The 22,555-nt window shown below is 62.2% G+C and carries 26 protein-coding genes; 15 read left to right on the top strand and 11 right to left on the bottom strand.

What is annotated here, in order from left to right; genetic code table 11:
- Window positions 1–26 precede the first annotated feature (26 nt).
- Together lptF and lptG are read left to right on the top strand one after the other, a co-directional pair.
- Window positions 27–1,106, top strand: a complete 1,080-nt coding sequence (gene lptF, locus Q1L50_RS02910; protein WP_300335774.1) for an LPS export ABC transporter permease LptF — start codon at window positions 27–29, stop codon at window positions 1,104–1,106.
- Complete coding sequence (lptG, locus tag Q1L50_RS02905) at window positions 1,103–2,176, top strand: LPS export ABC transporter permease LptG (protein ID WP_300335772.1); 1,074 nt, start codon at window positions 1,103–1,105, stop codon at window positions 2,174–2,176. Before lptF ends, lptG begins: the two co-directional genes overlap by 4 nt.
- Window positions 2,177–2,183: 7 nt before the next feature.
- Here the strand turns inward: lptG and Q1L50_RS02900 are convergent, their stop codons facing one another.
- From Q1L50_RS02900 to Q1L50_RS02885, 4 genes are read right to left on the bottom strand one after another with little or no spacing between them, the layout of a single operon-like run.
- Window positions 2,184–2,609, bottom strand: coding sequence for an RDD family protein (locus Q1L50_RS02900; RefSeq protein ID WP_300335770.1), 426 nt, complete (start codon window positions 2,607–2,609; stop codon window positions 2,184–2,186).
- A 4-nt stretch (window positions 2,610–2,613) separates the two neighbouring features.
- Window positions 2,614–3,195: a DUF3106 domain-containing protein gene (locus tag Q1L50_RS02895; protein WP_300335769.1), complete on the bottom strand. Its 582-nt coding sequence runs from the start codon at window positions 3,193–3,195 to the stop codon at window positions 2,614–2,616.
- Complete coding sequence (locus Q1L50_RS02890) at window positions 3,168–3,545, bottom strand: DUF3619 family protein (protein WP_300335768.1); 378 nt, start codon at window positions 3,543–3,545, stop codon at window positions 3,168–3,170. The genes Q1L50_RS02895 and Q1L50_RS02890 overlap by 28 nt, the downstream gene beginning before the upstream one ends.
- On the bottom strand, window positions 3,542–4,105 hold the full coding sequence (locus tag Q1L50_RS02885; RefSeq protein WP_300335792.1) for an RNA polymerase sigma factor: 564 nt from the start codon (window positions 4,103–4,105) through the stop codon (window positions 3,542–3,544). The genes Q1L50_RS02890 and Q1L50_RS02885 overlap by 4 nt, the downstream gene beginning before the upstream one ends.
- Before the next feature lie 136 nt (window positions 4,106–4,241).
- On the opposite strand from Q1L50_RS02885, the gene Q1L50_RS02880 reads away from it, so the two are divergent.
- The 5 genes from Q1L50_RS02880 to Q1L50_RS02860 all read left to right on the top strand — a co-directional run bounded on the left by Q1L50_RS02880 (window position 4,242) and on the right by Q1L50_RS02860 (window position 10,135).
- Window positions 4,242–5,954 (top strand): acetolactate synthase 3 catalytic subunit, encoded by a 1,713-nt coding sequence (locus Q1L50_RS02880; protein ID WP_300335766.1) that lies wholly within the window; start codon window positions 4,242–4,244, stop codon window positions 5,952–5,954.
- 12 nt (window positions 5,955–5,966) lie between these two features.
- Window positions 5,967–6,458 (top strand): acetolactate synthase small subunit, encoded by a 492-nt coding sequence (gene ilvN, locus Q1L50_RS02875; RefSeq protein ID WP_300335765.1) that lies wholly within the window; start codon window positions 5,967–5,969, stop codon window positions 6,456–6,458.
- A 29-nt stretch (window positions 6,459–6,487) separates the two neighbouring features.
- Window positions 6,488–7,504 carry a ketol-acid reductoisomerase gene (ilvC, locus tag Q1L50_RS02870; protein ID WP_300335764.1) on the top strand — a complete coding sequence of 339 codons (1,017 nt, stop codon included), beginning with the start codon at window positions 6,488–6,490 and terminating at the stop codon, window positions 7,502–7,504.
- A 73-nt stretch (window positions 7,505–7,577) separates the two neighbouring features.
- On the top strand, window positions 7,578–8,360 hold the full coding sequence (pssA, locus tag Q1L50_RS02865) for a CDP-diacylglycerol--serine O-phosphatidyltransferase (protein ID WP_300335763.1): 783 nt from the start codon (window positions 7,578–7,580) through the stop codon (window positions 8,358–8,360).
- Between the two features lie 236 nt (window positions 8,361–8,596).
- Window positions 8,597–10,135 carry a 2-isopropylmalate synthase gene (locus Q1L50_RS02860; RefSeq protein ID WP_300335762.1) on the top strand — a complete coding sequence of 513 codons (1,539 nt, stop codon included), beginning with the start codon at window positions 8,597–8,599 and terminating at the stop codon, window positions 10,133–10,135.
- A gap of 2 nt (window positions 10,136–10,137) precedes the next feature.
- Here Q1L50_RS02860 and Q1L50_RS02855 read toward each other — a convergent pair whose 3' ends face one another.
- From Q1L50_RS02855 to Q1L50_RS02845, 3 genes are all read right to left on the bottom strand, one after another.
- Window positions 10,138–10,521: a DUF2069 domain-containing protein gene (locus Q1L50_RS02855; protein ID WP_300335761.1), complete on the bottom strand. Its 384-nt coding sequence runs from the start codon at window positions 10,519–10,521 to the stop codon at window positions 10,138–10,140.
- A complete protein-coding gene (wrbA, locus tag Q1L50_RS02850) occupies window positions 10,518–11,111 on the bottom strand; it encodes an NAD(P)H:quinone oxidoreductase (RefSeq protein WP_300335760.1) in 594 nt (197 codons plus the stop codon). The genes Q1L50_RS02855 and wrbA overlap by 4 nt, the downstream gene beginning before the upstream one ends.
- A 596-nt stretch (window positions 11,112–11,707) precedes the next feature.
- Window positions 11,708–13,138, bottom strand: a complete 1,431-nt coding sequence (locus tag Q1L50_RS02845; protein WP_300335759.1) for a hypothetical protein — start codon at window positions 13,136–13,138, stop codon at window positions 11,708–11,710.
- Between the two features lie 392 nt (window positions 13,139–13,530).
- Here Q1L50_RS02845 and rpsP point away from each other — a divergent pair, with 392 nt between their 5' ends.
- The 4 genes from rpsP to rplS are packed head-to-tail and all read left to right on the top strand — an operon-like array spanning window position 13,531 to window position 15,553.
- Window positions 13,531–13,785 carry a 30S ribosomal protein S16 gene (gene rpsP, locus Q1L50_RS02840; RefSeq protein WP_300335758.1) on the top strand — a complete coding sequence of 85 codons (255 nt, stop codon included), beginning with the start codon at window positions 13,531–13,533 and terminating at the stop codon, window positions 13,783–13,785.
- A gap of 3 nt (window positions 13,786–13,788) precedes the next feature.
- A complete protein-coding gene (gene rimM, locus Q1L50_RS02835; RefSeq protein WP_300335756.1) occupies window positions 13,789–14,361 on the top strand; it encodes a ribosome maturation factor RimM in 573 nt (190 codons plus the stop codon).
- Window positions 14,343–15,164 carry a tRNA (guanosine(37)-N1)-methyltransferase TrmD gene (gene trmD, locus Q1L50_RS02830; protein WP_300335754.1) on the top strand — a complete coding sequence of 274 codons (822 nt, stop codon included), beginning with the start codon at window positions 14,343–14,345 and terminating at the stop codon, window positions 15,162–15,164. The genes rimM and trmD overlap by 19 nt, the downstream gene beginning before the upstream one ends.
- A gap of 23 nt (window positions 15,165–15,187) precedes the next feature.
- A complete protein-coding gene (gene rplS, locus Q1L50_RS02825; RefSeq protein WP_300335753.1) occupies window positions 15,188–15,553 on the top strand; it encodes a 50S ribosomal protein L19 in 366 nt (121 codons plus the stop codon).
- Between the two features lie 130 nt (window positions 15,554–15,683).
- Here the strand turns inward: rplS and folE2 are convergent, their stop codons facing one another.
- From folE2 to Q1L50_RS02805, 4 genes are all read right to left on the bottom strand, one after another.
- A complete protein-coding gene (gene folE2, locus Q1L50_RS02820; protein ID WP_300335752.1) occupies window positions 15,684–16,502 on the bottom strand; it encodes a GTP cyclohydrolase FolE2 in 819 nt (272 codons plus the stop codon).
- On the bottom strand, window positions 16,499–18,418 hold the full coding sequence (gene dxs / locus Q1L50_RS02815) for a 1-deoxy-D-xylulose-5-phosphate synthase (RefSeq protein WP_300335751.1): 1,920 nt from the start codon (window positions 18,416–18,418) through the stop codon (window positions 16,499–16,501). The genes folE2 and dxs overlap by 4 nt, the downstream gene beginning before the upstream one ends.
- Window positions 18,419–18,480: 62 nt before the next feature.
- Window positions 18,481–19,401, bottom strand: a complete 921-nt coding sequence (locus tag Q1L50_RS02810; RefSeq protein WP_300335750.1) for a polyprenyl synthetase family protein — start codon at window positions 19,399–19,401, stop codon at window positions 18,481–18,483.
- Entirely contained in the window at window positions 19,398–19,685 is a 288-nt protein-coding gene (locus Q1L50_RS02805) for an exodeoxyribonuclease VII small subunit (protein WP_300335749.1), read from the bottom strand. Before Q1L50_RS02805 ends, Q1L50_RS02810 begins: the two co-directional genes overlap by 4 nt.
- 253 nt (window positions 19,686–19,938) lie before the next feature.
- On the opposite strand from Q1L50_RS02805, the gene Q1L50_RS02800 reads away from it, so the two are divergent.
- The 4 genes from Q1L50_RS02800 (at window position 19,939) to gspG (ending at window position 22,546) form a co-directional block, all read left to right on the top strand.
- A complete protein-coding gene (locus tag Q1L50_RS02800; protein ID WP_300335747.1) occupies window positions 19,939–20,307 on the top strand; it encodes an STAS/SEC14 domain-containing protein in 369 nt (122 codons plus the stop codon).
- The gene (locus tag Q1L50_RS02795; protein ID WP_300335746.1) at window positions 20,304–21,155 is read left to right on the top strand and encodes a sulfurtransferase; all 852 of its coding nucleotides are present in this window, start codon (window positions 20,304–20,306) and stop codon (window positions 21,153–21,155) included. The genes Q1L50_RS02800 and Q1L50_RS02795 overlap by 4 nt, the downstream gene beginning before the upstream one ends.
- A gap of 264 nt (window positions 21,156–21,419) precedes the next feature.
- Window positions 21,420–22,058, top strand: a complete 639-nt coding sequence (locus tag Q1L50_RS02790) for a lytic transglycosylase domain-containing protein (protein ID WP_300335744.1) — start codon at window positions 21,420–21,422, stop codon at window positions 22,056–22,058.
- Window positions 22,055–22,546 carry a type II secretion system major pseudopilin GspG gene (gene gspG, locus Q1L50_RS02785; RefSeq protein ID WP_300335743.1) on the top strand — a complete coding sequence of 164 codons (492 nt, stop codon included), beginning with the start codon at window positions 22,055–22,057 and terminating at the stop codon, window positions 22,544–22,546. The genes Q1L50_RS02790 and gspG overlap by 4 nt, the downstream gene beginning before the upstream one ends.
- The last annotated feature ends 9 nt before the right edge of the window (window positions 22,547–22,555 follow it).

Below are 22,555 nucleotides of genomic sequence, written 5' to 3'. Positions count from 1 at the left end.
CTGCAGTTTTTCACCAAAGTCAAAGAATGATCTTTCAGCGCGCCGCCAGACGCGAGTTCGCCCACTCGACCGCCGGTGTTTTCACTGCGCTTTTTGCGATCATGGTGACCACGCAGTTGATCCGACTGCTGAGTGAAGCAGCGCAAGGCAGTGTTGACCCGGGCGCGGTGGCAGCGTTGCTGGGTTTCGCGTCGCTCAATTACCTTCCGCCGCTATTGTCCTTGTCCTTGTTTGTGGCCATCCTGCTGACCCTTTCGCGCAGCTATCGTGATTCGGAGATGGTGGTCTGGTTCTCGTCGGGATTGTCGCTCACCGCCTGGGTACGACCGGTCCTGACCTTCGCCTTGCCGCTGGTGGTGACCATTGCGGCTCTTTCCATTTTCCTGTCGCCGTGGGCCTTGTCGCAAAGCACCGAGTTTCGCGGCAAGCTGAGCAATCGAAAGGATGCCGGGCAGGTGGCACCAGGCAGCTTTCAGGAATCATCGTCCGGCGACCGGGTGATTTTCGTCGAAGGCATCGCCGATGATACCAGCCACGTGCGCAACGTGTTTGTCAGTGAAGTCCAGGCGGGGCGTCTGGGCGTAACCATGGCCGGCACCGGTCATCAGGAGATCGCGGCAAACGGGGATCGTTTCATCGTCCTGCAGGACGGCCGCCGTTACGAGCTGGACTCCGGCACGGCAGGTTTCAGAATCCTGGAGTATGCGCGCTATGCCGTTCGCCTGGAAACCAAGGAAGCACGCGGCATCCAGCGGACACCCAAGAACATGCCCGTCCTGGAGTTGCTGCAAGTGGACCTGCCGGCCTATCGGGCCGAATTGCTGTGGCGCATCGGCATGCCGCTTTCAGCAATCGTGCTGGTCTTGCTGGCAATCCCCCTGTCATTCGTCAATCCGCGTGCCGGGCGCTCGGCGAATATGCTGCTGGCCATTCTAGTGTACGTGCTCTACAACAATCTGCTGACCATCAGCGAGAGCTGGGTGGCGGGCGGCAAGGTCTCGTTTGTTCTGGGCATGCTGGCGCCGCACGCGATGATGCTCTGTCTTCTGCCGTTGATGTTCTACCATCGTATCGCCGTGTCGTCTTTCCAGCGTTTGGCTCGATGAAGATCTATCGTCGCTACATCGCGCGCGAGGTGTTTGGCGCCGTGCTGCTGGTCTTGCTGGCGTTTCTGGCCTTGTTCGCTTTCTTCGACATGCTCGGTGAGATCAACAACGTCGGACAGGGAGGCTACCGGCTACAGCACGCTTTTGCTTTCGTTCTGCTGCGAGTGCCGGGGCGCGTCTATGAACTGATGCCGATTGCCGTCCTGATCGGTACGCTGTACGCGCTGTCCACCCTGGCGCGACATTCGGAGATCACCGTCTTGAGGGTCTCCGGGCTGTCGTCGGGCGCCTTGTTGCTGGGCCTGTTCCAGGTGGCGGGCGCGTTTGCGGTGGCCACTTTTCTGATCGGCGAGTATGTGGCGCCGCCGGCCGAGCGGGCCGCCAATCAACTGCGCTTGAAGGAACGTGGCCGGATGGTCGGGCAGGATCTACGTTCTGGCCTGTGGGTCAAGGATGAGCGCAGTTTCATCAATGTGCGGGTGGTCCTGCCGGATACTCGTTTACGGGGAATCCGCATCTACGAATTCGATCAGAGTGCGAGGTTGCACTCGGTTACCGAAGCTGAAGCGGGTGAGTACGTTGTCCCAGACAGTTGGCGGCTGACCGGCGTGGCGAAGACCATCCTGCACGCCGAACGTTCGGAAGTGCAGAAGATGCCGGAGATCTTGTGGCGATCGGCGCTGAACCCGGACATTCTCGCGGTGTTGATGGTTTCACCCGATCGAATGTCGCTTCGCCACCTGTCCACCTATACCAGGCACCTGTCGGAAAATCGCCAGACGACCAATCGCTATGACATAGCATTCTGGAAGAAGGTGGTCTACCCGCTGGCGGCGTTTGTGATGGTCGCGTTGGCACTGCCGTTCGGCGGGACGCACTACCGGGGCGATGGGGTGGGTCTGAAAATTTTCGCGGGGGTGATGACCGGCGTGCTGTTCCACATGCTCAACGGTTTGTTCTCGAATCTCGGTGCGATCAACAGCTGGTCGCCGGTGCTCAGTGCGGTAACGCCATCGGCGTTGTTCCTGTTGGCGGCGATGGTCATGATCTGGTGGGTGGAGCGGCGCTGATCGGCGCTCATTTTATCACCAGTTGCGTGCCGGCCAGCCGGTCGTGCAGGAACAGATGGTCGCGGTCCACCAGTGCCCACAAGATTCCCGCGCCGCCCAGGGCGATGCTGGGCCAGCAAAGCAGATAGCGGAGCAGAGCCTGTGCCGGGCGAACCGCCAGCCCTTCATCGGTCACCAGCCGGATCCGCCACGTTTTCATGGCCAGCGTTTGACCGCCATTGCTCCAGAACCAGAGAAAATAGACCAGCAATACGAGAAAGAAGTGGGCCTGCACCACGACTCGGGTGGCAAACTGATGGGCGAGGGCGCCCAACAGGAAATGCGGCAGAAAGACCAGCGCCGTAAGGACGGCAAGCAACAACAAGGACTCATAGAACATGCTGGCCAGACGGCGCACGATACTTGGTCGCCTGACGGGTTCCGGCACCAGCATCAGCTCAGTCCTTGGCTTCGGTGGCGTTGGCCGGCAATGCTCCTGGCGTGGTTGTCGGCGCTGGCGGATGGCCGCCCGGCGGCAGCAGAGGCGGCGGGCTTGGCTTCAGGGTGCCCGGCGCGCCGCTGGCCGGCCCTGCTTTGGCCGCCGGCATTCTGGCCGCTTCCTGTTTCAGCCTTTCCTTTTCTTCTTCGGGCAGGCTGGAGTATTCCTCCCATTTCTGCCGCAGTTCCTGCTTCTTATCGACCGGCAGTTTGTTGGCGGCGAGGAAGTTCTCGCGTGCGACACGCCTTTGCTCGGGCGTCAGCTGTCCCCAATTCTGCATCTGTCCCTGAATTCGACGCTGTTCTTCGGGCATCATGGTGAAGAAACGCCGCGTTATTCCCAGCCATTTTTTCCGGCGGGGATAGTCCATCGCATCCCAGTCATAGCCGAGCGGGGCGAGGACGACTTTCTGTTCCACCGTCAGTTCGCTCCATTGCGGCTGCGCCGGCGTCGCAATTGCCGCCGGGCTGAGCACGTCGGCCCAGCCCGTAGCGGCAACAAGACTGCTGAGGATTACTGCGATGCGGAGCTTTTCAGCCATGCATCAAAGCCCCGGTCGGTGAGTGCCGCAACCGGCAGGTCGCCGGCCAGCAGGGCGCTATCGATGGCCTCCAGTTCCACGATATTCTGATCCGCCTGCCAGTAGGTGTAGGTCGCAACGCCGGCAACGAGGGCCAGGGCCACGAAAACCTGCTTGAGGTGTAGGTTTTCCCAGTGGTCGTTGATGAAACTGCCCGTCGTGGCCAGCACCGATTGGTGGACGGCGACTTTTTGCCGAGCCAGAGCCCGCTGCCTGGCGGCTTCCAGACGCGCGCGCGTTGCGGGCGGCAGCTCGCGCAGACCGCAATTCAGATGTTGCCTCGCTTTGTAGGCAAAATGCAGTTCATTCATAGGGTTACTCCCTTTGCTTTCAGTGCTGCCGCGAGAGCGTGGTTGGCGCGAGAGCAGTGTGTCTTGACGCTGCCTTCTGAGCAGCCCATGACCGACGCAGTTTCGGCAACGTCCATATCCTCCCAGTAACGCAACAGGAAGGCTTCCCGTTGACGGCCAGGCAGCAATTCTATCTCTTTCTCGATCATTCCCATGATCTGGGCCTGCTCGAACTGGCCATGCGGGGTGTCGGGCACCGTGGACCCCGATTCGCCACTGATGGTTTCCAGCGGGTCGTGATCCTCATCATCGCTCGGCGAAAGGGCGGATAGCAGTGTGGTCCACAAGGACCGTACCTTGCTTCGTCGATAGTAGTCGCGAATCGTATTTTGCAGAATCCTCTGGAAAAGCATCGGCAACTCGGTGGCAGGGCGGTCGCCGTACTTTTCGGCGAGCTTCATCATCGTGTCCTGGACGATATCTAGCGCGGACTCTTCATTGCGCACTGCGAACATCGCTTGCTTGAAAGCACGGCGTTCGACTGCAGTGAGAAAATCTGACAGTTCGCGTTGGCTGGCCAGAGCGTCGATCCTTGCTGTTGTCGGGTGGGATGCTGCTGTCGCAGGCGGCGGTTTCGGTGAATGCCTTGACCAATCCAAGCCGAAGCCTTAACGTTGCAGACTTTTTTCGAGCAATTTGCTTGCTGGGGCGACGGGAATGACAATGATGACCGGTGCGGAGATTGTAATCAGGTGCCTGCAGGAAGAAAAGGTCGACTATGTATTCGGCTATCCGGGGGGCGCCGTCCTTCACCTCTATGATGCCTTGTTCAAGCAGGATCAGGTCAAGCACGTTCTGGTTCGTCATGAACAGGCGGCAGTTCATGCCGCTGACGGTCTGGCGCGGTCGACCACCAAGGTCGGCGTGGCCCTGGTCACCTCTGGTCCCGGGGCGACCAATGCGGTCACCGGCATCGCGACGGCCTATATGGATTCGATCCCGCTGGTGATCATCTCGGGTCAGGTACCGACCGAATACATCGGGCAGGATGCGTTCCAGGAATGCGATACCGTGGGCATTACGCGACCCTGTGTCAAGCACAATTTCCTGGTCAAGGACGTGCGCGATCTGGCGGTGACCATCAAGAAGGCTTTCGATATCGCCAACAGCGGTCGTCCGGGTCCGGTGGTGGTCGATATTCCCAAGGACATTACGGCGGCCAAGTGCAGATTCGAGTATCCCGAGACGATCCAGTTGCGTTCGTACAACCCGGTTGTCAAGGGGCACCTGGGACAGATCAAGAAGGCCGTGCACCTACTGCTGGAGGCCAAGCGCCCGATGCTGTACACCGGCGGAGGCGTGATTCTCTCCAATGGCTCGGAGCAATTGACGAGGCTCACACGCCGCCTCGGTTTTCCGATCACCAATACCTTGATGGGCCTGGGCGCCTACCCGGCGACCGACCGGCAGTTCCTCGGCATGCCGGGCATGCATGGCACGGTCGAGGCCAACCTGGCAATGCAGCACTGCGACGTGCTGCTGGCCATCGGTGCGCGCTTCGACGACCGGGTGATCGGCAATCCGATGAACTTCGCCACCATCCCGCGCAAGATCATCCATATCGATATCGACCCGTCGTCGATTTCCAAACGGGTCAAGGTCGATGTGCCGATCGTTGGTAACGTTCCGGACGTCCTCGACGAGATGCTCAAACTGCTCGACGCCGGCAACACGGGCCCGGATCAGGGAGTGCTCGCCGACTGGTGGAAGCAGATCGAAGAGTGGCGTGCCACGCAATGCATGAAATACCGCATGAAGAAGAACGTCATCATGCCCCAGTACGTCATCGAGAAGCTCTACGAACTGACCGGTGGCAAGGCCATCGTGACGTCCGATGTCGGTCAGCACCAGATGTGGGCCGCGCAATACTACAAGTTCGATCAGCCGCGCCGCTGGCTTAATTCCGGCGGTCTCGGGACGATGGGCGTCGGGCTGCCTTACGCCATGGGCGCCGCGCTGGCGAATCCGGAGGCACAGGTGGTCTGCGTGACCGGCGAAGGTTCGATCCAGATGTGCATTCAGGAACTGTCGACGGCCAAGCAGTTTCGTTTGCCAATCAAGATCATCAACCTCAACAACCGCTACCTGGGAATGGTCCGGCAGTGGCAGGAGATGTTTTACGGCAGTCGGTACTCGGAGTCGTACATGGACTCCCTGCCCGACTTCGTCAAGCTGGCGGAGGCCTACGGTCACGTCGGGATCCGCGTAGAGCGGCCGGAGGACGTCGAGGCTGCGTTGAAGAGGGCTCTCGTCGATCACAAGGACGATCTGGTATTTATCGACTTCATCACCGATCAGAAGGCAAACGTCTTTCCGATGGTGGCGGCCGGCAAGGGCCTGGCGGACATGATCCTGGCCGAAGACCTGTAAGGGAACGACAACATGCGACACATTATCTCCATCCTGCTGGAGAACGAAGCGGGAGCCCTGTCGCGGGTGGCCGGCCTGTTCTCGGCGCGCGGCTACAACATCGAGACGCTGACCGTGGCCCCCACCGAGGACACCTCGCTGTCACGCCTGACGATCGTCACCTCGGGGACCGACGCCGTGATCGAGCAGATCACCAAGCAACTGAACAAGCTGATTGACGTAATCAAGGTCGTCGACCTTTCCGAGGCGGCGCACATCGAGCGCGAGCTGATGCTGCTCAAGGTGCGGGCAACGGGTAAGGACCGCGAGGAACTGAAGCGTCTGGCCGATATCTTCCGTGGCCATATCATCGACGTGACCGAATCGACCTACGTCATCGAGCTGACCGCCAGCGGAGCGAAGCTCGATTCCTTTATTCAGGCGATCGACGCTGGGCTGATTCTCGAAACCGTACGAACCGGCGTGAGCGGCATTGGTCGCGGCGAGCGCATTTTAAAAGTCTAGTTAGACCGACCAGCAAGAGAGGAAATGCCATGAAAGTTTTCTACGACAAGGATGCCGACCTTTCCCTGATCAAGGGAAAGCAGGTCACCATCGTTGGTTACGGCTCGCAGGGCCATGCACACGCGCAGAACCTGAGTGATTCAGGAGTCAAGGTAACCGTCGGTCTGCGCAAGGACGGGGTTTCTTGGAGCAAGGCCGAGAGCGCTGGCCTGAAGGTCGATGAAGTCGCCAGTGCGGTCAAGGGCGCCGATGTGGTAATGATGCTGCTGCCTGACGAGACCATCCCGCAGGTGTACAACCTGGAGGTGGCACCAAACCTGAAGAAGGGTGCGGCGCTGGCGTTCGCGCACGGTTTCAACGTGCACTACAACCAGGTAGTGGCGCGTGACGACGTGGATGTGATCATGGTGGCGCCGAAGGGCCCTGGCCATACGGTACGCTCGGAGTACCTCAAGGGCGGCGGCGTGCCGTCGCTGATCGCCGTCCATCAGGATCGCTCCGGCAAGGCTCGCGACATCGCCCTTTCCTATGCCGCAGCCAACGGCGGGACCAAGGGCGGCGTGATCGAGACCAACTTCCGCGAGGAGACCGAGACGGACCTTTTTGGCGAGCAGGCAGTGCTCTGCGGTGGCGCCGTCGAGTTGGTCAAGATGGGCTTCGAGACGCTGGTCGAAGGAGGGTACGCGCCGGAGATGGCGTATTTCGAGTGTCTCCATGAGCTCAAGTTGATCGTCGACCTGATGTACGAAGGCGGCATCGCCAACATGAACTACTCGATTTCGAACAACGCCGAGTATGGCGAGTATGTGACCGGCCCCGAAGTGATCAACGAGAGCTCACGTGCAGCCATGCGCGCGGCTCTCAAGCGAATTCAGAGCGGCGACTACGCGAAGATGTTCATCCTCGAAGGGCGGACCAACTATCCGCAGATGACCGCGCGTCGCCGCCTGATGGCCCAGCACGAGGTCGAGATCGTCGGCGCCAAGCTGCGTGACATGATGCCCTGGATCAAGAAGAACAGACTGGTTGATCAGACCAGGAACTGAAGGATTCCGTGACTTGTTGCGGGAGGCGGCAGCAGCTTCCTCTCCGCAGCGGCCGCTTTCAGACCACAGCGCAATGCCCGAAATCAAGCCTCGCAAGACCCTTTTCAACCCGGAGTTGCGGCGCCGCGGCATCTACCTGCTGCCCAACCTGTTCACCACGGCAGCGCTGTTCTGCGGTTTCTTCGCCATCGTCAAGGCGATGACGGGCAGCTTCGAACAGGCTGCTGTGGCGATCTTCGTGGCGATGGTGCTCGATGGCCTCGATGGGCGCGTGGCCAGGATGACCCGCACGCAAAGCGCCTTCGGCGCCGAGTACGATTCGCTTTCGGACATGGTCTCCTTTGGTGTCGCGCCAGCGCTGGTGACCTACGCGTGGGCACTGAAGAACATGGGGCGGCTCGGCTGGATAGCGGCCTTCATCTATTGCGCCGGGGCGGCGCTGCGCCTGGCTCGCTTCAATACTACCTTGGAAGTCATCGACAAGCGTTACTTCCAGGGTCTGCCGAGCCCGGCGGCAGCGGCGCTGGTGGCCGGTTTCCTGTGGGTGATGATCGACAAGGACGTCGCGGCCGGGCATGTGCGCTGGTTTGCCTGCGCGCTGGTGATCTTTGCCGGGATTTCGATGGTGACCAATATCCAGTTCTACAGTTTCAAGGACGTCAACCTGCGACGCAGCGTCCCTTTTATTTTCGTGGTAGCCATTGCCCTGGCGTTTGCCGTGCTCGCCTACGACACGCCGCTCGCCCTGTTCGGCCTGTTCGTCGCCTACGCGCTATCAGGTTACGTGCTGGCGTTGATTCGCCGAATCCGGCGCAAGACGACGCCACCGCCACCGCCGTCGCCGTCGGTGGAGTAGGGCGCTTGACGAAGCGGCCTGTAGAGTTCATTGACATGGCGATTCGAAGCGGCTCGTATGGTCGTCAGGATCGGCCGGTTGATATGTTCCGTCTGCTTGGCCCCGTTCCGTGAACGGTCGTTGCTGCGCCTCGCGCGCTAGAATGAACCCCCCAGACCAGTGCAGTCTAGGTCGTTTGCCCGGCCAGCATGGGTTGCTTTGCCGGCTAGCTACCGCCCCACCTCCGGAATCAGGACATGAAAGATCATCTGGTAATCTTCGATACAACCCTGCGCGACGGCGAACAGAGTCCAGGCGCTTCGATGACCAAGGACGAAAAGCTGCGAGTCGCCCGTCAGCTTGAGCGGATGCGGGTCGACGTCATCGAAGCCGGCTTTGCCGCCGCCTCTCCGGGCGATTTCGACGCCATCAAATCGATAGCCAGCGTCATCCGAGAGTCTACGGTGTGTTCGCTTGCCCGGTCCAACGAGAATGATATTCGTCGTGCCGGCGAAGCCATCGGGCCGGCAGCGCGTGGCCGGGTTCATACCTTCATCGCCACCAGCCCGATTCACATGGAGAAGAAGCTGCGGATGACGCCTGATCAGGTGGTCGAATCGGCGGTGCGGGCAGTACGCTGGGCGCGCGAGTATACCGATGATGTCGAGTTCTCGGCTGAGGACGCGGTACGTTCCGACGTCGATTTCCTTTGCCTTGTCTTTGCGGAAGTGATCAAGGCTGGCGCGCGGACGATCAACGTTCCCGATACGGTTGGCTACAGCGTCCCGTCGGTGTGGGGCGAACTGATGCGGACGCTGATCGAGCGGGTACCCGGGGCTGACCGGGTGGTTTGGTCAACCCACTGCCATAATGACCTGGGGATGGCCGTCGCCAATTCGCTGTCAGCGGTGCTGGCCGGCGCCCGCCAGGTCGAATGCACGATCAACGGCCTTGGCGAACGGGCAGGGAACGCCTCGCTCGAAGAGGTGGTCATGGCGGTAAGAACCCGCAGCGATCTATTCCCGGTCCAGACGCGCATCGATACGACGCAAATTGTTCCGGCTTCCAAGCTGGTTTCGCAGATTACGGGCTACCCCGTCCAACCCAACAAGGCAGTGGTTGGTGCCAACGCCTTCGCCCACGAATCCGGAATCCATCAGGATGGGGTGCTCAAACACCGTGAAACCTACGAGATCATGCGTGCCGAGGACGTCGGCTGGGCTCAGAACAAGCTGGTGCTCGGCAAGCACTCGGGACGCAATGCTTTCAAGTCGCGCCTGTCGGCGCTGGCCATCGTGCTGGACAGCGAAGAGGCCTTGAACACGGCGTTTGCGCGCTTCAAGGAACTGGCCGACAAGAAGCACGAGATCTTTGACGAAGACCTGCAGGCACTGGTTTCTGGCGAAGACCTCACGCAGGACGGCGAGTACTACAAATTGGCCTATTCGCGGGTGTGTTCGGAGACCGGTGAGACGCCTGCGGCGGCGGTAACCTTGATTGTCGATGGCGTCGAGCAGAAGACATCGGGGGTGGGCAGCGGCCCGGTCGACGCGACCTTCAAGGCGATCGAGTCGATTGCCGCCAGCGGCGCCGAGTTGCTGCTCTATTCAGTCAATGCCATCACCACGGGCACCGATGCGCAAGGTGAAGTGACCGTGCGTCTGGGGAAGGATGGCCGCATCGTCAATGGCAATGGTGCTGACACCGATATCGTCATCGCCTCGGCGAAAGCCTACCTCAATGCCTTGAACAAACTCCAGGTGCCCGACCGCCTCGACCCTCAGGCCGACGTTTGAGTCTACTCCCGACGACTGTCCGAGGCGATGGACGGCTGGCCGTGTACCGACGGGCGAGTGAGTCTGGAGTAGGCGACCGTGGCGCAGAAGAAAACGATCGCCAGCAGCGTTTCGGCGATCGCCAGCGACTGCCCCAGTCCCCGTTCGCTGGTGGCGCGCACTATCCCTTCGGTGAAATAGAGCAGGATCAGCATGCTCGCCCACTGATAGGTGTAGCGGCGACCATTGAGGATTCCGAACAGCGGCGTCAGCAGCGGCAGGCACTTCAACGCCAGCCATGAGCCACCCGGCTGGACCGGCGCCAGCCGCAGTTCCCAGGCAAGGCACAGGAAGATCAGCGCGATCAGGCTGCCGCATGCGGTCAAATACAGTGCGCGGATGATCATCGGCTGAACTGCATGACGATGGTCGCCAGGCGCCTTCCTTGTGCGAAAGCGAGTTGGCGTTCCTCGTCGCTGAGTGTCGGGTTGCCTTCGGCACCAGCCACATGGCTGGCTCCGTAGGGTGTGCCACCACTGCGCGTGCTTGATAGCGCCGTTTCACCATAGGGCAGGCCTACCAGCAGCATGCCGTGATGGAACAGCGGCAGCATCATCGACAGCAGCGTGCTTTCCTGCCCGCCATGGGCACTGGCCGTCGAGGTGAAGACGCAGGCTGGCTTGCCGGCCAAGGTTCCAGCCGACCATTCGGCAGCGGTGCCGTCCCAGAAGTACTTCATCGGCGCCGCCATGTTGCCGAAGCGGGTCGGGCTGCCGAGCGCCAGTCCGGCGCACTGCGCGAGGTCGGCCGCTTCCACATAGGGAGCCCCGGCAGCAGGTATCTCCGGGGCGCTCACCGTACAAACGGTGGACACCTTCGGGACCGTTCGCAGACGAGCGGAAACGCCGTCGATCGACTCGATGCCGCGCGCGATCTGCTGGGCGAGCGCCCGCACCGATCCTCGATGGCTGTAGTAGAGAACAAGAACTTCCCGCATCGGGCCAATATCCTGAAATTCGTCGTTGACCGACCGCCAGCGTCGGTGGCGCGCCTTGAACCGTCGCCTCTTCGGCGGCCTTGGCGCACCTCTTATGGCAGTCCAAATGCTGTCATCCGCCTGCCCGAGGCTGCCGGGCGGGGGCCCGGCAGCCGGCTTGCTACCGGCAGCTGTCGGGTAACGAGCCAGCCTCGGCAGTGTATCGCAGCCTACTTTCGGGATCATCACGCGCTCATGCTTTCCCGGAGCTTTCCCCGATTTCTTTTCATCGCCGGCATCGAGCGTCGCTTCGTCAAGGAGGACTTCAAGACACCAGTGCCAGACTTGCCTTCACCACGCTGCTTGCGCTGGTACCGCTGGTCGCTGTGCTGACGAGCATTGTCGCCAACATCCCTTGCTCTCCAAGGATCGTCGCGCAGCTCGAGTGCATCCGGCGCGTAGCCTGCTGCCGGAGTCCGGCGCCGGGATGATCATCGAGTACGTCCTGGAGTCCTCCGAAAAGGGCGGCCAGCTAACGGCAGTCGCCTCCCTGATTCTGGTCGCGGCGACCCTACCCGCCTTTTCAGGAGGTGTTACGGCAGCCGTGACTCGTCGTCCTAGAGATCGCTCTGATCAGGCTCGATCGACAGGATCTCGACGCTACCGGTCTGCTCGTCAACGCAGATGCTCTTGACCTCGCGGACCGACAGGTTCTGCTCCTCAATGATCAGCAGCAGCTTCTTGCTCTGCTTGCTCAAGGCGCCGGACGCGACGACCAGCAATTGACTGGATCGGAGCAGCGGAATCTCGGGAAGGATAAGGACTCGCAGATGTTCTTCGGCCTGGCTGTCCGACGGCCGGGCGAGGAGCGCGGGCACCGCTCTCGGCGCCAGGATCTGCAGACCCAGTTCAAGGTGCTCGGGGTTCTCCGATACCGCCCAGCGGACCACGCAAATCTGCCAGTTCTGTTCGTCCCCGGTACGGACCGCGGCAACGTTTCCCACCGAGAGTGCGCCAATCTTGCCAGAAACATGCATTACCGCATAACCATCCGGGCTTTCGTTGGTAATCATCCAACTCGACAGCCCGACGCTTGCCGCATTGCCGTTCTTGCAGAGTTGCCAGAGTTCGTCGATACCGCCGGTACTGAGGACCGTCCGATAGCTCTGCCGGCGGCGTTGATAACGGCGCTTCCCCGCTTCGCTCCAGCGTCCCGCCAAGCGGCGAAGGACGCCGACCCCGGCGGGCGTGCCGGCGAAGTCCGGCAGGCCGATCTCCTGCGGCGGCGTGCCCGCGTCAAGCTGGGCGACTTGCGTCTTGAGCAGCACGCCCAGGCGGGCGCATGAAAAACACTCGAAAGGGGAGGCTGATGGTGCCAGCCTGCGCGAGAACGACAAGGCGGCGACATCGCGCGCGGGATCGATCCAGAAGGCCCCCGGGGCGACGGTGGCAAGCGCCGAAATGGCTTCGATGTGGCCGGCAAAACGTTCGAAGTATGCCGCCAGGAACAGCACTTCACGCGCGGTCAGGGATGCTGGTTGGGCGCAGCCAAGCAGAATCGCCGCGTAGTAGATTTCTTGCAGACTGCTCGCCTGGCCGCGAGGGACTGCAGTGGCAAGCTGCAGGCGTTGCGCGGTGGCATAGGTCTGATGCAACTGCTGCCAGGCGCCGGCCGGAGCCGGAGCGGCAATCAGGTGACTGATCATCAGCTGTTGCGCGAGCGCATGGAGGCTTCGCCAAAGGGCGAGATCGGGTGCCTGGTTGGGGTCCGAGGTATTCATCCCATCGAGCCCTTCGAGCATCGCCAGGGTGTCATCGGCGAGCATCTGCAGGAGGTCGAGCACGCTCCGGACGAGTCGTCGCGTCTTGCGCGGTACCGGCAACATCAGGTCGGTCAGTTCCGGGAGAAGCTTCGCCAAGACTGCCGAACAGCGGGTGTACAAGCCATCCAGAGCGTAAGCGCGCTGCTTCGCTGTTCCACCAACCTCACGCAGCGCCTTGACCTGCGCCCGCAAGGAAGGAAGCTCGTCGGCGGGAAGGTGCGCCATTGGCGACTCCAGCCACTGTACAATGGTTCGTATGCCGGACTGGGCAGATTCTGCTCCATTCATGCCATGGTCGTGGTCAGCGCTCTTGGTCATCGGGCCACCTGCCAAAGGGGATTGCGTTGTCACGCGACTTGCCTCGTCGGTACCTGGTTTGCTGCACAGCACGGGCAGCACTGGCTCAGTCGGAACGCTGCTTGCAGCATCGATGTGCTGGCCGTCGACCGGTTCTCCGGCGATTATACCCGTGCGCCTGAAACGCGTGGGGTACACGCGCCTTGCCCCGGGAGCCGATTCAACAGTCGGAAAGTTGGCGATGGTCGGCCCGGGTTCGTGTTGAGGGCACTCTTTCTTGCTATAATCCTCGCCTTTTTCTGAATTCGGAAGAAATTATCATGGTTGTCATTCGTCTCGCCCGTGGCGGCGCCAAGAAGCGCCCCTTCTACAACATGGTGGTCGCTGATTCCCGCGCTCGCCGCGATGGTCGCTTCATCGAGCGCATCGGCTTTTACAATCCGCTGGCGTCAGGTGGTGAACAAGGGTTGCGAATCGCCACCGATCGTCTCAGTTACTGGCAGCAGCAAGGTGCTCAACTGTCGCTGACCGTTGCTCGCCTGCTCAAGCAGTCGGCTGCCAAGGTGGCAGCCTGAGCGTTGCCTGGCCTGTCCCTGCCTGAGACCAATGGCGCGGCGGCGGGAAGTGATGCGCCGCGCAGCGCGATGATCGTCCTTGGCAAGATTGCGGGTCCGCACGGGCTGCAGGGCGCGGTTCGGGTTTACCCGTTTGCCGATGATCCCCAGAGCTGGGCCCGGTTGCCGGGGTGGTGGCTCGGCCGGGAGGGTGATGCTCCCGAGCTTTGGCGTCAAACCAGGCTGATCAAGTGTGATGTCCGCAACGAGGTGCTGGTTGCTCAATTGGCGTGCGTTGCCGACCGTACGGCCGCAGAGGCAATGGGAGGCGTGCTGGTTGGCGTGCCGCAAAGCGAATTGCCACCGACGGCGATTGACGAGTACTACTGGGCCGAACTGGTCGGCCTCGAAGTGATCAATACCCACGATCAGGCGCTGGGCCGGATTGTCGGTCTGATCGACACCCCGGCCAACGCCGTGCTGCGGGTTGCCGATGGTGGACGCGCGGAACGTTTGCTGCCTTTCGTTGCGGCGGTGGTGCTGAACGTTGACCTCCAGCGACAGTGCGTCCGCGTGGAATGGGAAAGCGACTGGTGACTTTCGCCGGCGGTGCGCTGCCGGGCGAGCGGCCGTTTGTCGTTGATGTGGTGAGCTTGTTTCCCGAGACCTTTGCTGCGGTGGCGCAGGCGGGCGTGACCCGCAGGGCCCTGCTGGAGGGGCGGTGGAGCCTGCAGTTGTGGAATCCGCGTGATTTCACGTCGGATCGGCATCGCAGCGTCGATGACCGCCCTTACGGGGGTGGCCCGGGGATGGTGATGTTGCCGGGTCCACTCGAAGCGGCGATCATCGCGGCGAAGGCCAGGCAGCACGCGGCTGGCGCTGCCGCCAGCCGGGTCATCTGCCTCTCGCCACAGGGTTCGCTGCTGACTCATCAGCGCGTGCTGCGCCTGGCGCAGGCCGAGGAAGCGCTGGTGCTGGTCTGCGGGCGCTATGAGGGCATTGACGAACGGCTGATCACGGCCTGTGTCGATGAGGAGATTTCAATCGGGGATTTCGTCCTTTCCGGTGGCGAGATCCCGGCGATGGCGCTGATCGATGCCGTCGTCAGGCAGTTGCCGGGCGTGCTGAACGATCTCGAGTCGGCACAACAGGAGTCGTTTGTAACGGGTTTGCTGGATTGCCCACATTACACGCGGCCCGAGGAATATGACGGGCGGCGGGTGCCGGGCGTTCTGCTGTCCGGTCACCACGAGGAAATACGACGCTGGCGGCTGCAACAAGCGCTGGGTCGAACATGGCAGCGGCGCCCCGAGTTGTTGGCGGGGCGTTCCTTGTCAAAATTGGAAACGCAACTCCTGGTGCAGTTTCAGGAGCAATGCGGTCAGGACAATAATGCGTAGTTTGCGTGCATGGAGTTTATAAGATGAATCTGATCGACCAACTTGAACAAGAAGAGATTGCCCGTCTGGGCAAAGTGATTCCCGTATTTTCACCGGGCGACACGGTCGTAGTCCAGGTCAAGGTGCGGGAAGGTACGCGGGAGCGTTTGCAGGCTTACGAAGGTGTGGTGATTGCCAAGCGTAATCGTGGCCTCAACTCCAGTTTCATCGTCCGCAAGGTTTCCTCGGGCGAGGGTGTCGAGCGTACCTTCCAGACCTATTCGCCGCTGGTCGCGGCGATTGAAGTCAAGCGGCGCGGTGACGTTCGGCGGGCCAAGTTGTACTACCTGCGCGAGCGCTCCGGCAAGTCGGCGCGGATCAAGGAAAAGTTGACGCGCAAGCAGCGCTGAACAGCTGACGCGCAAGCAGCGCTGAACAGCTGACGCGCAAGCAGCGCTGAAGCAAGCGCGGATGCGGTAAACGACAACGCGGCGGGGTCGAACAGGCTCCGCCGTGCTTGTTGTGGCGAGCGCCCGCCGGTCAGCCGCCAGGTCGCTTGTCGTTCTCGATCAGGGCGTATGCGGAATGGTTGTGAATTGATTCGAAGTTCTCGGACTCCACTACATAGGCATCGATGCGCTGCTCGGCGTTGAGCCGTGCCGCGACGTCGCGCACCATGTCTTCGACAAATTTCGGGTTGTCGTAGGCGCGTTCGGTGACGAATTTCTCGTCGGGGCGCTTGAGCAGTCCGTAGAGCTCGCACGATGCTTGTGACTCGATGAATTGAACCAGTTCCTCGATCCACAGGTGCTCATTGATCCGTACGGTGACCGTCACGTGCGAGCGCTGGTTGTGTGCGCCGCGTTCGGAAATTTCCTTTGAACACGGGCAGAGGCTGGTCACCGGAACGGCGACCTTGATGGTCGACTCGATCCGCCCGTGGCCGATCTCGCCAATCAGCGTGACGTCGTAATCCATCAGGCTCTGCACACCGGACACCGGAGCCGCCTTGTTGATGAAATAGGGAAAACTCATTTCGATATGACCGGTCTCGGCTTCCAGCCGGTCAACCATGTCGCGCAGCATGGCCGGGAAATTTTCGACCGATATTTCTCGCTCGTGGCTGTTGAGAATTTCCACAAAGCGCGACATGTGGGTGCCCTTGAAGTTGTGCGGCAGGCTGACGTACATGTTGAACATGGCGATGGTGTGCTGCACGCCGCCGGACTTGTCGAGCACCTTGACCGGGTGACGAATGGCTTTGATGCCCACCTTGTTGATGGCGATCCGCCGGGTATCGGCCGAGCCCTGAACGTCCACCATTTCAGTGGGGGCTTGCGGGGTTTCGGGTGCGTTCATCGCGGCTCCTGAGAATCTTGCTGATCGTCGCATGCCATGTGCGGTGGCTGGCCCGGATCTGCAAGCCTGCCTTGCCGGGCCCGTATCGCGCTGACGATACCGTCGCCGTCCAGGCCGATTTCCGCCAGCAGGAGCGCCTGGTCGCCCTGTTCGACGAAGTGGTCGGGAAGTCCCATACGCAACAGTTGCACGGTGCAGCCGAGTTCTTCAAGAATCCGCTCGACTTCGGAACCGGCGCCACCGATCAAGGCATTCTCTTCGACGCTGACCAGCAGCGAATGTTCCGCCGCCAGGGTGGCGATCAGTTCGCGATCGATCGGTTTGACAAAGCGCATGTTGGCGACCGTGGCGTCGACCGCTTCGGCCGCTGCCAGCGCCGGTGTAAGCATGCTGCCGAAGGCGAGCAGCGCGACCTCGCTGCCGCGGCGGCGGACTTGGCCCTTGCCCAGGGGTAGCCCGACCAGCGTCGGTTCAATTACCGCTCCCGGACCGGTTCCGCGCGGGTAGCGCACGGCGCTCGGGCAGTCCAGGTGGTAGGCGGTGGTCAGCATCTTGCGGCACTCGTCCTCGTCGGCGGGGGTCATCACCACCATGTTCGGAATGCAGGTCAGGAACGAGAGGTCGAACGCACCATGATGCGTCGGACCGTCGGCGCCGACCAGGCCGCCACGGTCGAGTGCGAAGACGACGGGCAGGTTTTGCAGAGCCACGTCGTGCACCAGCTGATCGTAGCCGCGCTGCAGGAAGGTCGAGTAGATCGCCAGCACCGGCCGCATGCCTTCACAGGCCAGCCCGGCGGCAAAGGTGACCGCATGCTGCTCGGCGATCCCGACATCGTGATAGCGGTCCGGGTAGCGTTCGCTGAAGCGCAGCAGGCCCGAGCCTTCGCGCATCGCCGGAGTGATGCCGACCAGGCGTGGGTCGGCAGCCGCCATGTCGCACAACCAGTCGCCAAAGATCTGCGTATAGGTCGGCTTGGCGCCGCTCTTGCCGCCAGCGATACCGACCTCGGGCTTGAATTGAGAGACGCCGTGGTAGAGGATCGGATCGACTTCGGCCAACTTGTAACCCTGGCCCTTCTTGGTGATCACATGCAGGAACTGGGGGCCTTTGAGATTCTTCAGGTTCAGTAGCGTCGGCACAAGTGACTCGAGATCGTGCCCGTCGATCGGGCCGATATAGTTGAAACCCAGTTCCTCGAACAGGGTGCCGGGGGTCAACATGCCCTTGACGTGCTCCTCGGCGCGTTTGGCGAACTCGAGCAGCGATGGCGAGAAGTCGAGGATCTTCTCGCCAGCCTTGCGCGCGGCGTTGAAGGTGCTGCCCGAAAAGAGACGCGCCAGGTAGCGGTTGAGTGCTCCCACCGGCGGTGAAATCGACATGTCATTGTCGTTGAGCACGACCAGCATGTCGGCGTCTGCGACGCCGGCGTTGTTCAGTGCTTCGAAGGCTTGGCCTGCAGACATCGCGCCGTCGCCGATGATCGCCACCACCTTGCGCGTCTCGTGCTTGATCTTGGCGGCCAGAGCCATGCCCAGCGCGGCCGAGATCGAGGTGGACGAGTGGCCGACGCCGAAGGTGTCGTACTCGCTCTCGCTGCGTTTCGGAAAGCCGGAAACGCCACCGTGCATCCGCAGCCTGGCCATCCCGGCGCGCCGCCCGGTGAGCACCTTATGGGCGTAGGTCTGATGGCCGACATCCCACACCAGGCGGTCATGCGGCGTCTCGAAGACGTAGTGCAGCGCGACGGTGAGTTCGACGGTGCCGAGGTTCGACGACAGGTGGCCGCCGGTCCGCGAGACCGATTCAACCAGAAAGGTGCGCAATTCGCTGGCCAACTGGGGCAGGTGTCGGCGGTCAAGTTTGCGCAGTTGCGCCGGATAGCTGATGGTATCGAGCAGAGGGTAGGGGGTCATTTTATTGTTGGGTCCTGCAGAAGCGCTGTGTACCGACCGCGAGCGGTGAGCGGCAGCGGCACCTAGAACTTGCGCTGGGTGATGAAATCGGTCAGCTCGACCAGGCGCCGCTTGCGTTCGCCAAAAATGGCTAGCGCTTCAAGTGCCTGGCTCTTGAGGTCGGCGGCAAATTCACGGGCCCTTTCGAGACCCATCAGGCTGACGTAGGTCGGCTTTTCCGCGGCGGCGTCCTTGCCTGCGGTCTTGCCCAGCGTGGCGGTGCTGGCGGTGCAGTCGAGAATGTCATCAACAACCTGAAACAACAGGCCCGCGCGCTTGGCAAAGCGGTCAAGCGCAGCGCTTTCGGGAGCGCTCAGCGCGGTCCCACAGAGGCCTCCGAGCAACACCGCGGCACGGATCAAAGCGCCCGTCTTGAGTGCGTGCATCAGTTCAAGCTCGGGTTGGTTGAGCCTCCTGCCGACCGCCTCGAGGTCGATCGACTGGCCGCCGGCCATGCCCAGCGAGCCGCTCGCGCGCGCCAGCAGGCGCAGCATTTCCAGTTGCCTGCGGTGGTCGCCAAGATCGTCGCGCGCCAAGAGTTCGAAGGCCAGGGATTGCAGGCTGTCGCCAACCAGCAGGGCAGTTGCCTCATCGTATTCGACATGGCAGGTCGGCCGGCCGCGCCGCAGCACGTCGTTATCCATCGACGGCAAGTCGTCATGAACGAGCGAATAGCTGTGGATCAGTTCGACGGCGCAGGCGACCACCTGCAGCCGCTGCGGGCTGGCTGCGGTCAGTTCGCCGGCGGCAAAAGCGAGTAGCGGCCGCACGCGCTTGCCACCGTCGAGACAGGCGTAGCGCATGGCCTGGTGAAGGCGGCCCGGAATCGCCTCCCCGGGCGGCAAGCACCGGGACAGGGCTGCTTCCACTTGCGACTGGACGCTGCGCATCCAGACCGGAAAGGACGGATCACCGGGCGCATCCGAGACAGTGGGAGCGCTCATCGGGCTTCGTCGCCATTGGCTTCGAAAGCGCGCAGCGCACCATTTTCCAGGATCTGGATTTGCCTTTCGGCGTCACTGAGCTGCTGCTGGCAGTGCTGCAGGAGTTCGCTGCCACGGCGATACGCGGCGAGTGATTCTTCAAGTGGCAGGCGGCCCCCCTCCATGTCCTGGACGATCTGTTCGAGTTGTGCGAGTGCTGCCTCGAACTTGAGTTGGCCAGTGGCTGCTCCTGCCGTGGCGGACTGGGCACGGTCAACAGGTTTCTCGGGGTTCGCTCGTGGCATGGGAAGGGCTCGAATCAAACCGCCGAAAATAGCCTATTAGTGCCCCTCCGGTCAAACGCAAATTCCGCGATCAAGTATTGCGACTTCCGGTTACGGCGGTTCCGGGGAGTCGCCGGACGGACGAATGGGCCGAATGGCATCATCGGACCAGCTGCGGACGAACGGAGCCGCCCCCGGTGGACTTGCGGCGACAGCCTCCTTTGCGGGACTGCTCCTACACGCTACACTTGTCCAACGAAAAAGGGAGGATGCCATGATAGTCATCGAAAACCAGCCGAAGCGCGTCGAAGTCACGGTCTATGCGGAATTCTCTCTCGCGGACTACCAGGAGTTCGAGAATGCCGTCAATGGCGTGATCCAGCCCGAGGGGCCGGTCGACCTGTTCTTTGATCTGCGCGAAATGGCCGACTTCACACTTGACGTGGCCTGGGAAGATATCGTCTTTTCGCGTGCCCATGCCAACGATTTTGGCCGCATCGCGGTGCTTACCGAAAGCCAGTGGGTGGCGTGGAGCGCATGGCTGTCGCAGCTCTTCGTGCACGCCGACGTGCGGGTCTTCGACGACGAACCTGAAGCGCGGGCGTGGCTGGCCGAAGACAGCAGCGAGGGGCAGGGGGGGTGAGCTACTCGACGCTGGTCAGCAGTGCGACCCTTGCCGATCATCTCGAAGATCCGGCCTGGCGCGTCTTTGATTGCCGTCATCAGCTCGCCGATCCGGAAGCCGGCGGCAGGGCGTACGTCAACGGCCACCTGCCGGGGGCGCGCTTCCTGCATCTCGACCGCGACCTGTCGGGAGCGATGAACGGCAGCAACGGCCGTCACCCCTTGCCCGACCCGCAAGTGCTCGCTGTCCGGCTGGGTGCGGCGGGTGTTTCGCGAGCCACGCAGGTGGTCGCCTATGACGATTCCGGCGGCATGATCGCCGGCCGACTGTGGTGGCTGCTGCGTTGGCTGGGGCACGACCGCGTCGCTGTTCTGGATGGCGGTATTGAACGTTGGCTGGCGGAAGGCAGGCCACTTTCCACCGAACTGCCGGCAACTGCGGCGAAGGTGGTTTTTGAAGCGTCGCCCGACGATCGCGTCGTGAGCACCGGGGAATTGCTCGCCGACGTCGGCGAGCGCCAGCTGTGTCTGATCGACGCCCGCAGTCCCGATCGCTTTCGGGGCGAGAACGAAACCATCGATCCGGTGGGCGGGCATATCCCCGGCGCGCGCAATCGCTTCTTTCGTGACAATCTCGACGCCGATGGCTGTTTTCGCCCGGCCGCCGAACTGCGCCGCGAGTTTCTCGCGCTGCTCGCCGGGACTGATGCCAAGCAGGTGGTGATGTCCTGCGGATCAGGCGTTACCGCTTGTCACAACCTGCTGGCGATGGAGGTCGCCGGACTGCTTGGCGCACGCCTCTATGCCGGTTCCTGGAGCGAATGGTGCAGTGACCCATCGCGACCGGTCGCACGCCAGCTTCCCTGAGCCGATCCTTTGGCAAGCCCCTCGAGCAGCAGCAGCGTGCGGCTCCTGTCTTCCCTGACAACTGCAAGGCGGATCCAGAGGTCAGACGTTCGCCGGGCCGCGGTCGCCGGGGTGCGCTGGCGCGGGCTCGCAGCGACCCGCCGCAGCTGGCTAACGTGTTATTCTGCATGCCGATAATCTGGCCGTCGATTCACGGCTAAGGGTTCTGGGGGTGCAGGGGTGACGCCAACTACTGATCGGCCGGGGAGTGTGGTCGCGATCGCGATGGCCGCGGCGACCGTACCTGTTTTTCCCCTGGCGCTGGCCTTGCTGTCGGGCGGCTTGCCGCCATCGCTGGCGACTGCAGCGACGGTGGGCAACGTCTTCGTTTCCTACGCCGCTGACGGCATGCCGCGTTATGCCAGCCAGCGCCTGGATGGCAGCTACCGGCTTTTCATTCGCGGCGAGAGCGTTCCTGCAGCCCGTCGCAGCCTGTCGAGGCATCATGCCAGCGAAAGCCAGCAACAAGGCAAACGGGAATTGACGCCGCTGATCGAACATTACGCCCGCATCCATCAGGTGACGCCGGAACTGGTGACCGCGGTGGTGGGCGTCGAATCGGGCTTCAACGCCAGCGCCGTCTCGGCGAAGGGCGCCACCGGCGCGATGCAACTGATGCCGGCAACCGCCGCACGCTACGGGGTCACTCAGCCTGACGACCCGGCCCAGAACATCGACGCTGGCGTGCGCCACCTCAAGGATCTGCTCACCCGGCACCACGGCAATGTCGCTCTCGCTCTGGCGGCGTACAACGCCGGCCAGGGAGCGGTGGCCAGGAACGGCGGTCGAATTCCACCGTATCGTGAAACCATGCTTTATGTGCCTGCGGTACTTGCCGCAGCAGCGCGCGGGAACAGGCCGTGATCAGCAGCGCCGTACAAACCGTTGGCCAGAATCGGGGCGGCGTTGCCGGCGGCCAGGCTACCCGGAAGAGCCGCAGCGCGACCCGTTCCGTCGCCGGCTTTACGCTCCTGGAACTGCTGGTGGTGGTGACGATCATCGGCTTGCTGGCAGCCTACGTTGGCCCGAAGTACTTCTCGCAGCTGGGCAGGTCCGAACAGGGGGTGGCCAAGGCGCAGATCGAGGCCTTCGCGCGCGCACTCGATACCTATCGGCTGGAAGTCGGCCAGTACCCGACCACCGAAGAGGGGCTCAATGCCTTGCTCACCAAGCCGGCCAGCGCGGCCAAGTGGAACGGCCCCTACCTGCAGAAGGCGGTGCCGTCCGATCCCTGGGGTCGTGCCTACCTGTACCGCGCACCGGGCGCCAACGGCGATTTCGAGATCGTCTCCTACGGCAAGGACGGCCAGCCGGGAGGGACCGGCGACGCCGCCGACGTGACCTTTCCATGAGAATCCGCT

The sequence above is a fragment of the Accumulibacter sp. genome (genome assembly GCF_029255145.1).
Lineage (GTDB): Bacteria > Pseudomonadota > Gammaproteobacteria > Burkholderiales > Rhodocyclaceae > Accumulibacter.
Note: the sequence above shows the minus strand (reverse complement) of the source record. Positions and strands in the feature narration are given on the sequence as shown.

Excerpts from the sequence above, each read along its gene's own strand:
- lptF (WP_300335774.1), top strand. The coding sequence starts at position 27 with ATGATCTTTCAGCGCGCCGCCAGACGCGAGTTCGCCCACTCGACCGCC.
- lptG (WP_300335772.1), top strand. The coding sequence starts at position 1,103 with ATGAAGATCTATCGTCGCTACATCGCGCGCGAGGTGTTTGGCGCCGTG.
- Q1L50_RS02900 (WP_300335770.1), bottom strand. The coding sequence starts at position 2,609 with ATGCTGGTGCCGGAACCCGTCAGGCGACCAAGTATCGTGCGCCGTCTG.
- Q1L50_RS02895 (WP_300335769.1), bottom strand. The coding sequence starts at position 3,195 with ATGGCTGAAAAGCTCCGCATCGCAGTAATCCTCAGCAGTCTTGTTGCC.
- Q1L50_RS02890 (WP_300335768.1), bottom strand. The coding sequence starts at position 3,545 with ATGAATGAACTGCATTTTGCCTACAAAGCGAGGCAACATCTGAATTGC.
- Q1L50_RS02880 (WP_300335766.1), top strand. The coding sequence starts at position 4,242 with ATGACAATGATGACCGGTGCGGAGATTGTAATCAGGTGCCTGCAGGAA.
- ilvN (WP_300335765.1), top strand. The coding sequence starts at position 5,967 with ATGCGACACATTATCTCCATCCTGCTGGAGAACGAAGCGGGAGCCCTG.
- ilvC (WP_300335764.1), top strand. The coding sequence starts at position 6,488 with ATGAAAGTTTTCTACGACAAGGATGCCGACCTTTCCCTGATCAAGGGA.
- pssA (WP_300335763.1), top strand. The coding sequence starts at position 7,578 with ATGCCCGAAATCAAGCCTCGCAAGACCCTTTTCAACCCGGAGTTGCGG.
- Q1L50_RS02860 (WP_300335762.1), top strand. The coding sequence starts at position 8,597 with ATGAAAGATCATCTGGTAATCTTCGATACAACCCTGCGCGACGGCGAA.
- Q1L50_RS02855 (WP_300335761.1), bottom strand. The coding sequence starts at position 10,521 with ATGATCATCCGCGCACTGTATTTGACCGCATGCGGCAGCCTGATCGCG.
- wrbA (WP_300335760.1), bottom strand. The coding sequence starts at position 11,111 with ATGCGGGAAGTTCTTGTTCTCTACTACAGCCATCGAGGATCGGTGCGG.
- Q1L50_RS02845 (WP_300335759.1), bottom strand. The coding sequence starts at position 13,138 with ATGGCGCACCTTCCCGCCGACGAGCTTCCTTCCTTGCGGGCGCAGGTC.
- rpsP (WP_300335758.1), top strand. The coding sequence starts at position 13,531 with ATGGTTGTCATTCGTCTCGCCCGTGGCGGCGCCAAGAAGCGCCCCTTC.
- trmD (WP_300335754.1), top strand. The coding sequence starts at position 14,343 with ATGGGAAAGCGACTGGTGACTTTCGCCGGCGGTGCGCTGCCGGGCGAG.
- rplS (WP_300335753.1), top strand. The coding sequence starts at position 15,188 with ATGAATCTGATCGACCAACTTGAACAAGAAGAGATTGCCCGTCTGGGC.
- folE2 (WP_300335752.1), bottom strand. The coding sequence starts at position 16,502 with ATGAACGCACCCGAAACCCCGCAAGCCCCCACTGAAATGGTGGACGTT.
- dxs (WP_300335751.1), bottom strand. The coding sequence starts at position 18,418 with ATGACCCCCTACCCTCTGCTCGATACCATCAGCTATCCGGCGCAACTG.
- Q1L50_RS02810 (WP_300335750.1), bottom strand. The coding sequence starts at position 19,401 with ATGAGCGCTCCCACTGTCTCGGATGCGCCCGGTGATCCGTCCTTTCCG.
- Q1L50_RS02805 (WP_300335749.1), bottom strand. The coding sequence starts at position 19,685 with ATGCCACGAGCGAACCCCGAGAAACCTGTTGACCGTGCCCAGTCCGCC.
- Q1L50_RS02800 (WP_300335747.1), top strand. The coding sequence starts at position 19,939 with ATGATAGTCATCGAAAACCAGCCGAAGCGCGTCGAAGTCACGGTCTAT.
- Q1L50_RS02790 (WP_300335744.1), top strand. The coding sequence starts at position 21,420 with ATGGCCGCGGCGACCGTACCTGTTTTTCCCCTGGCGCTGGCCTTGCTG.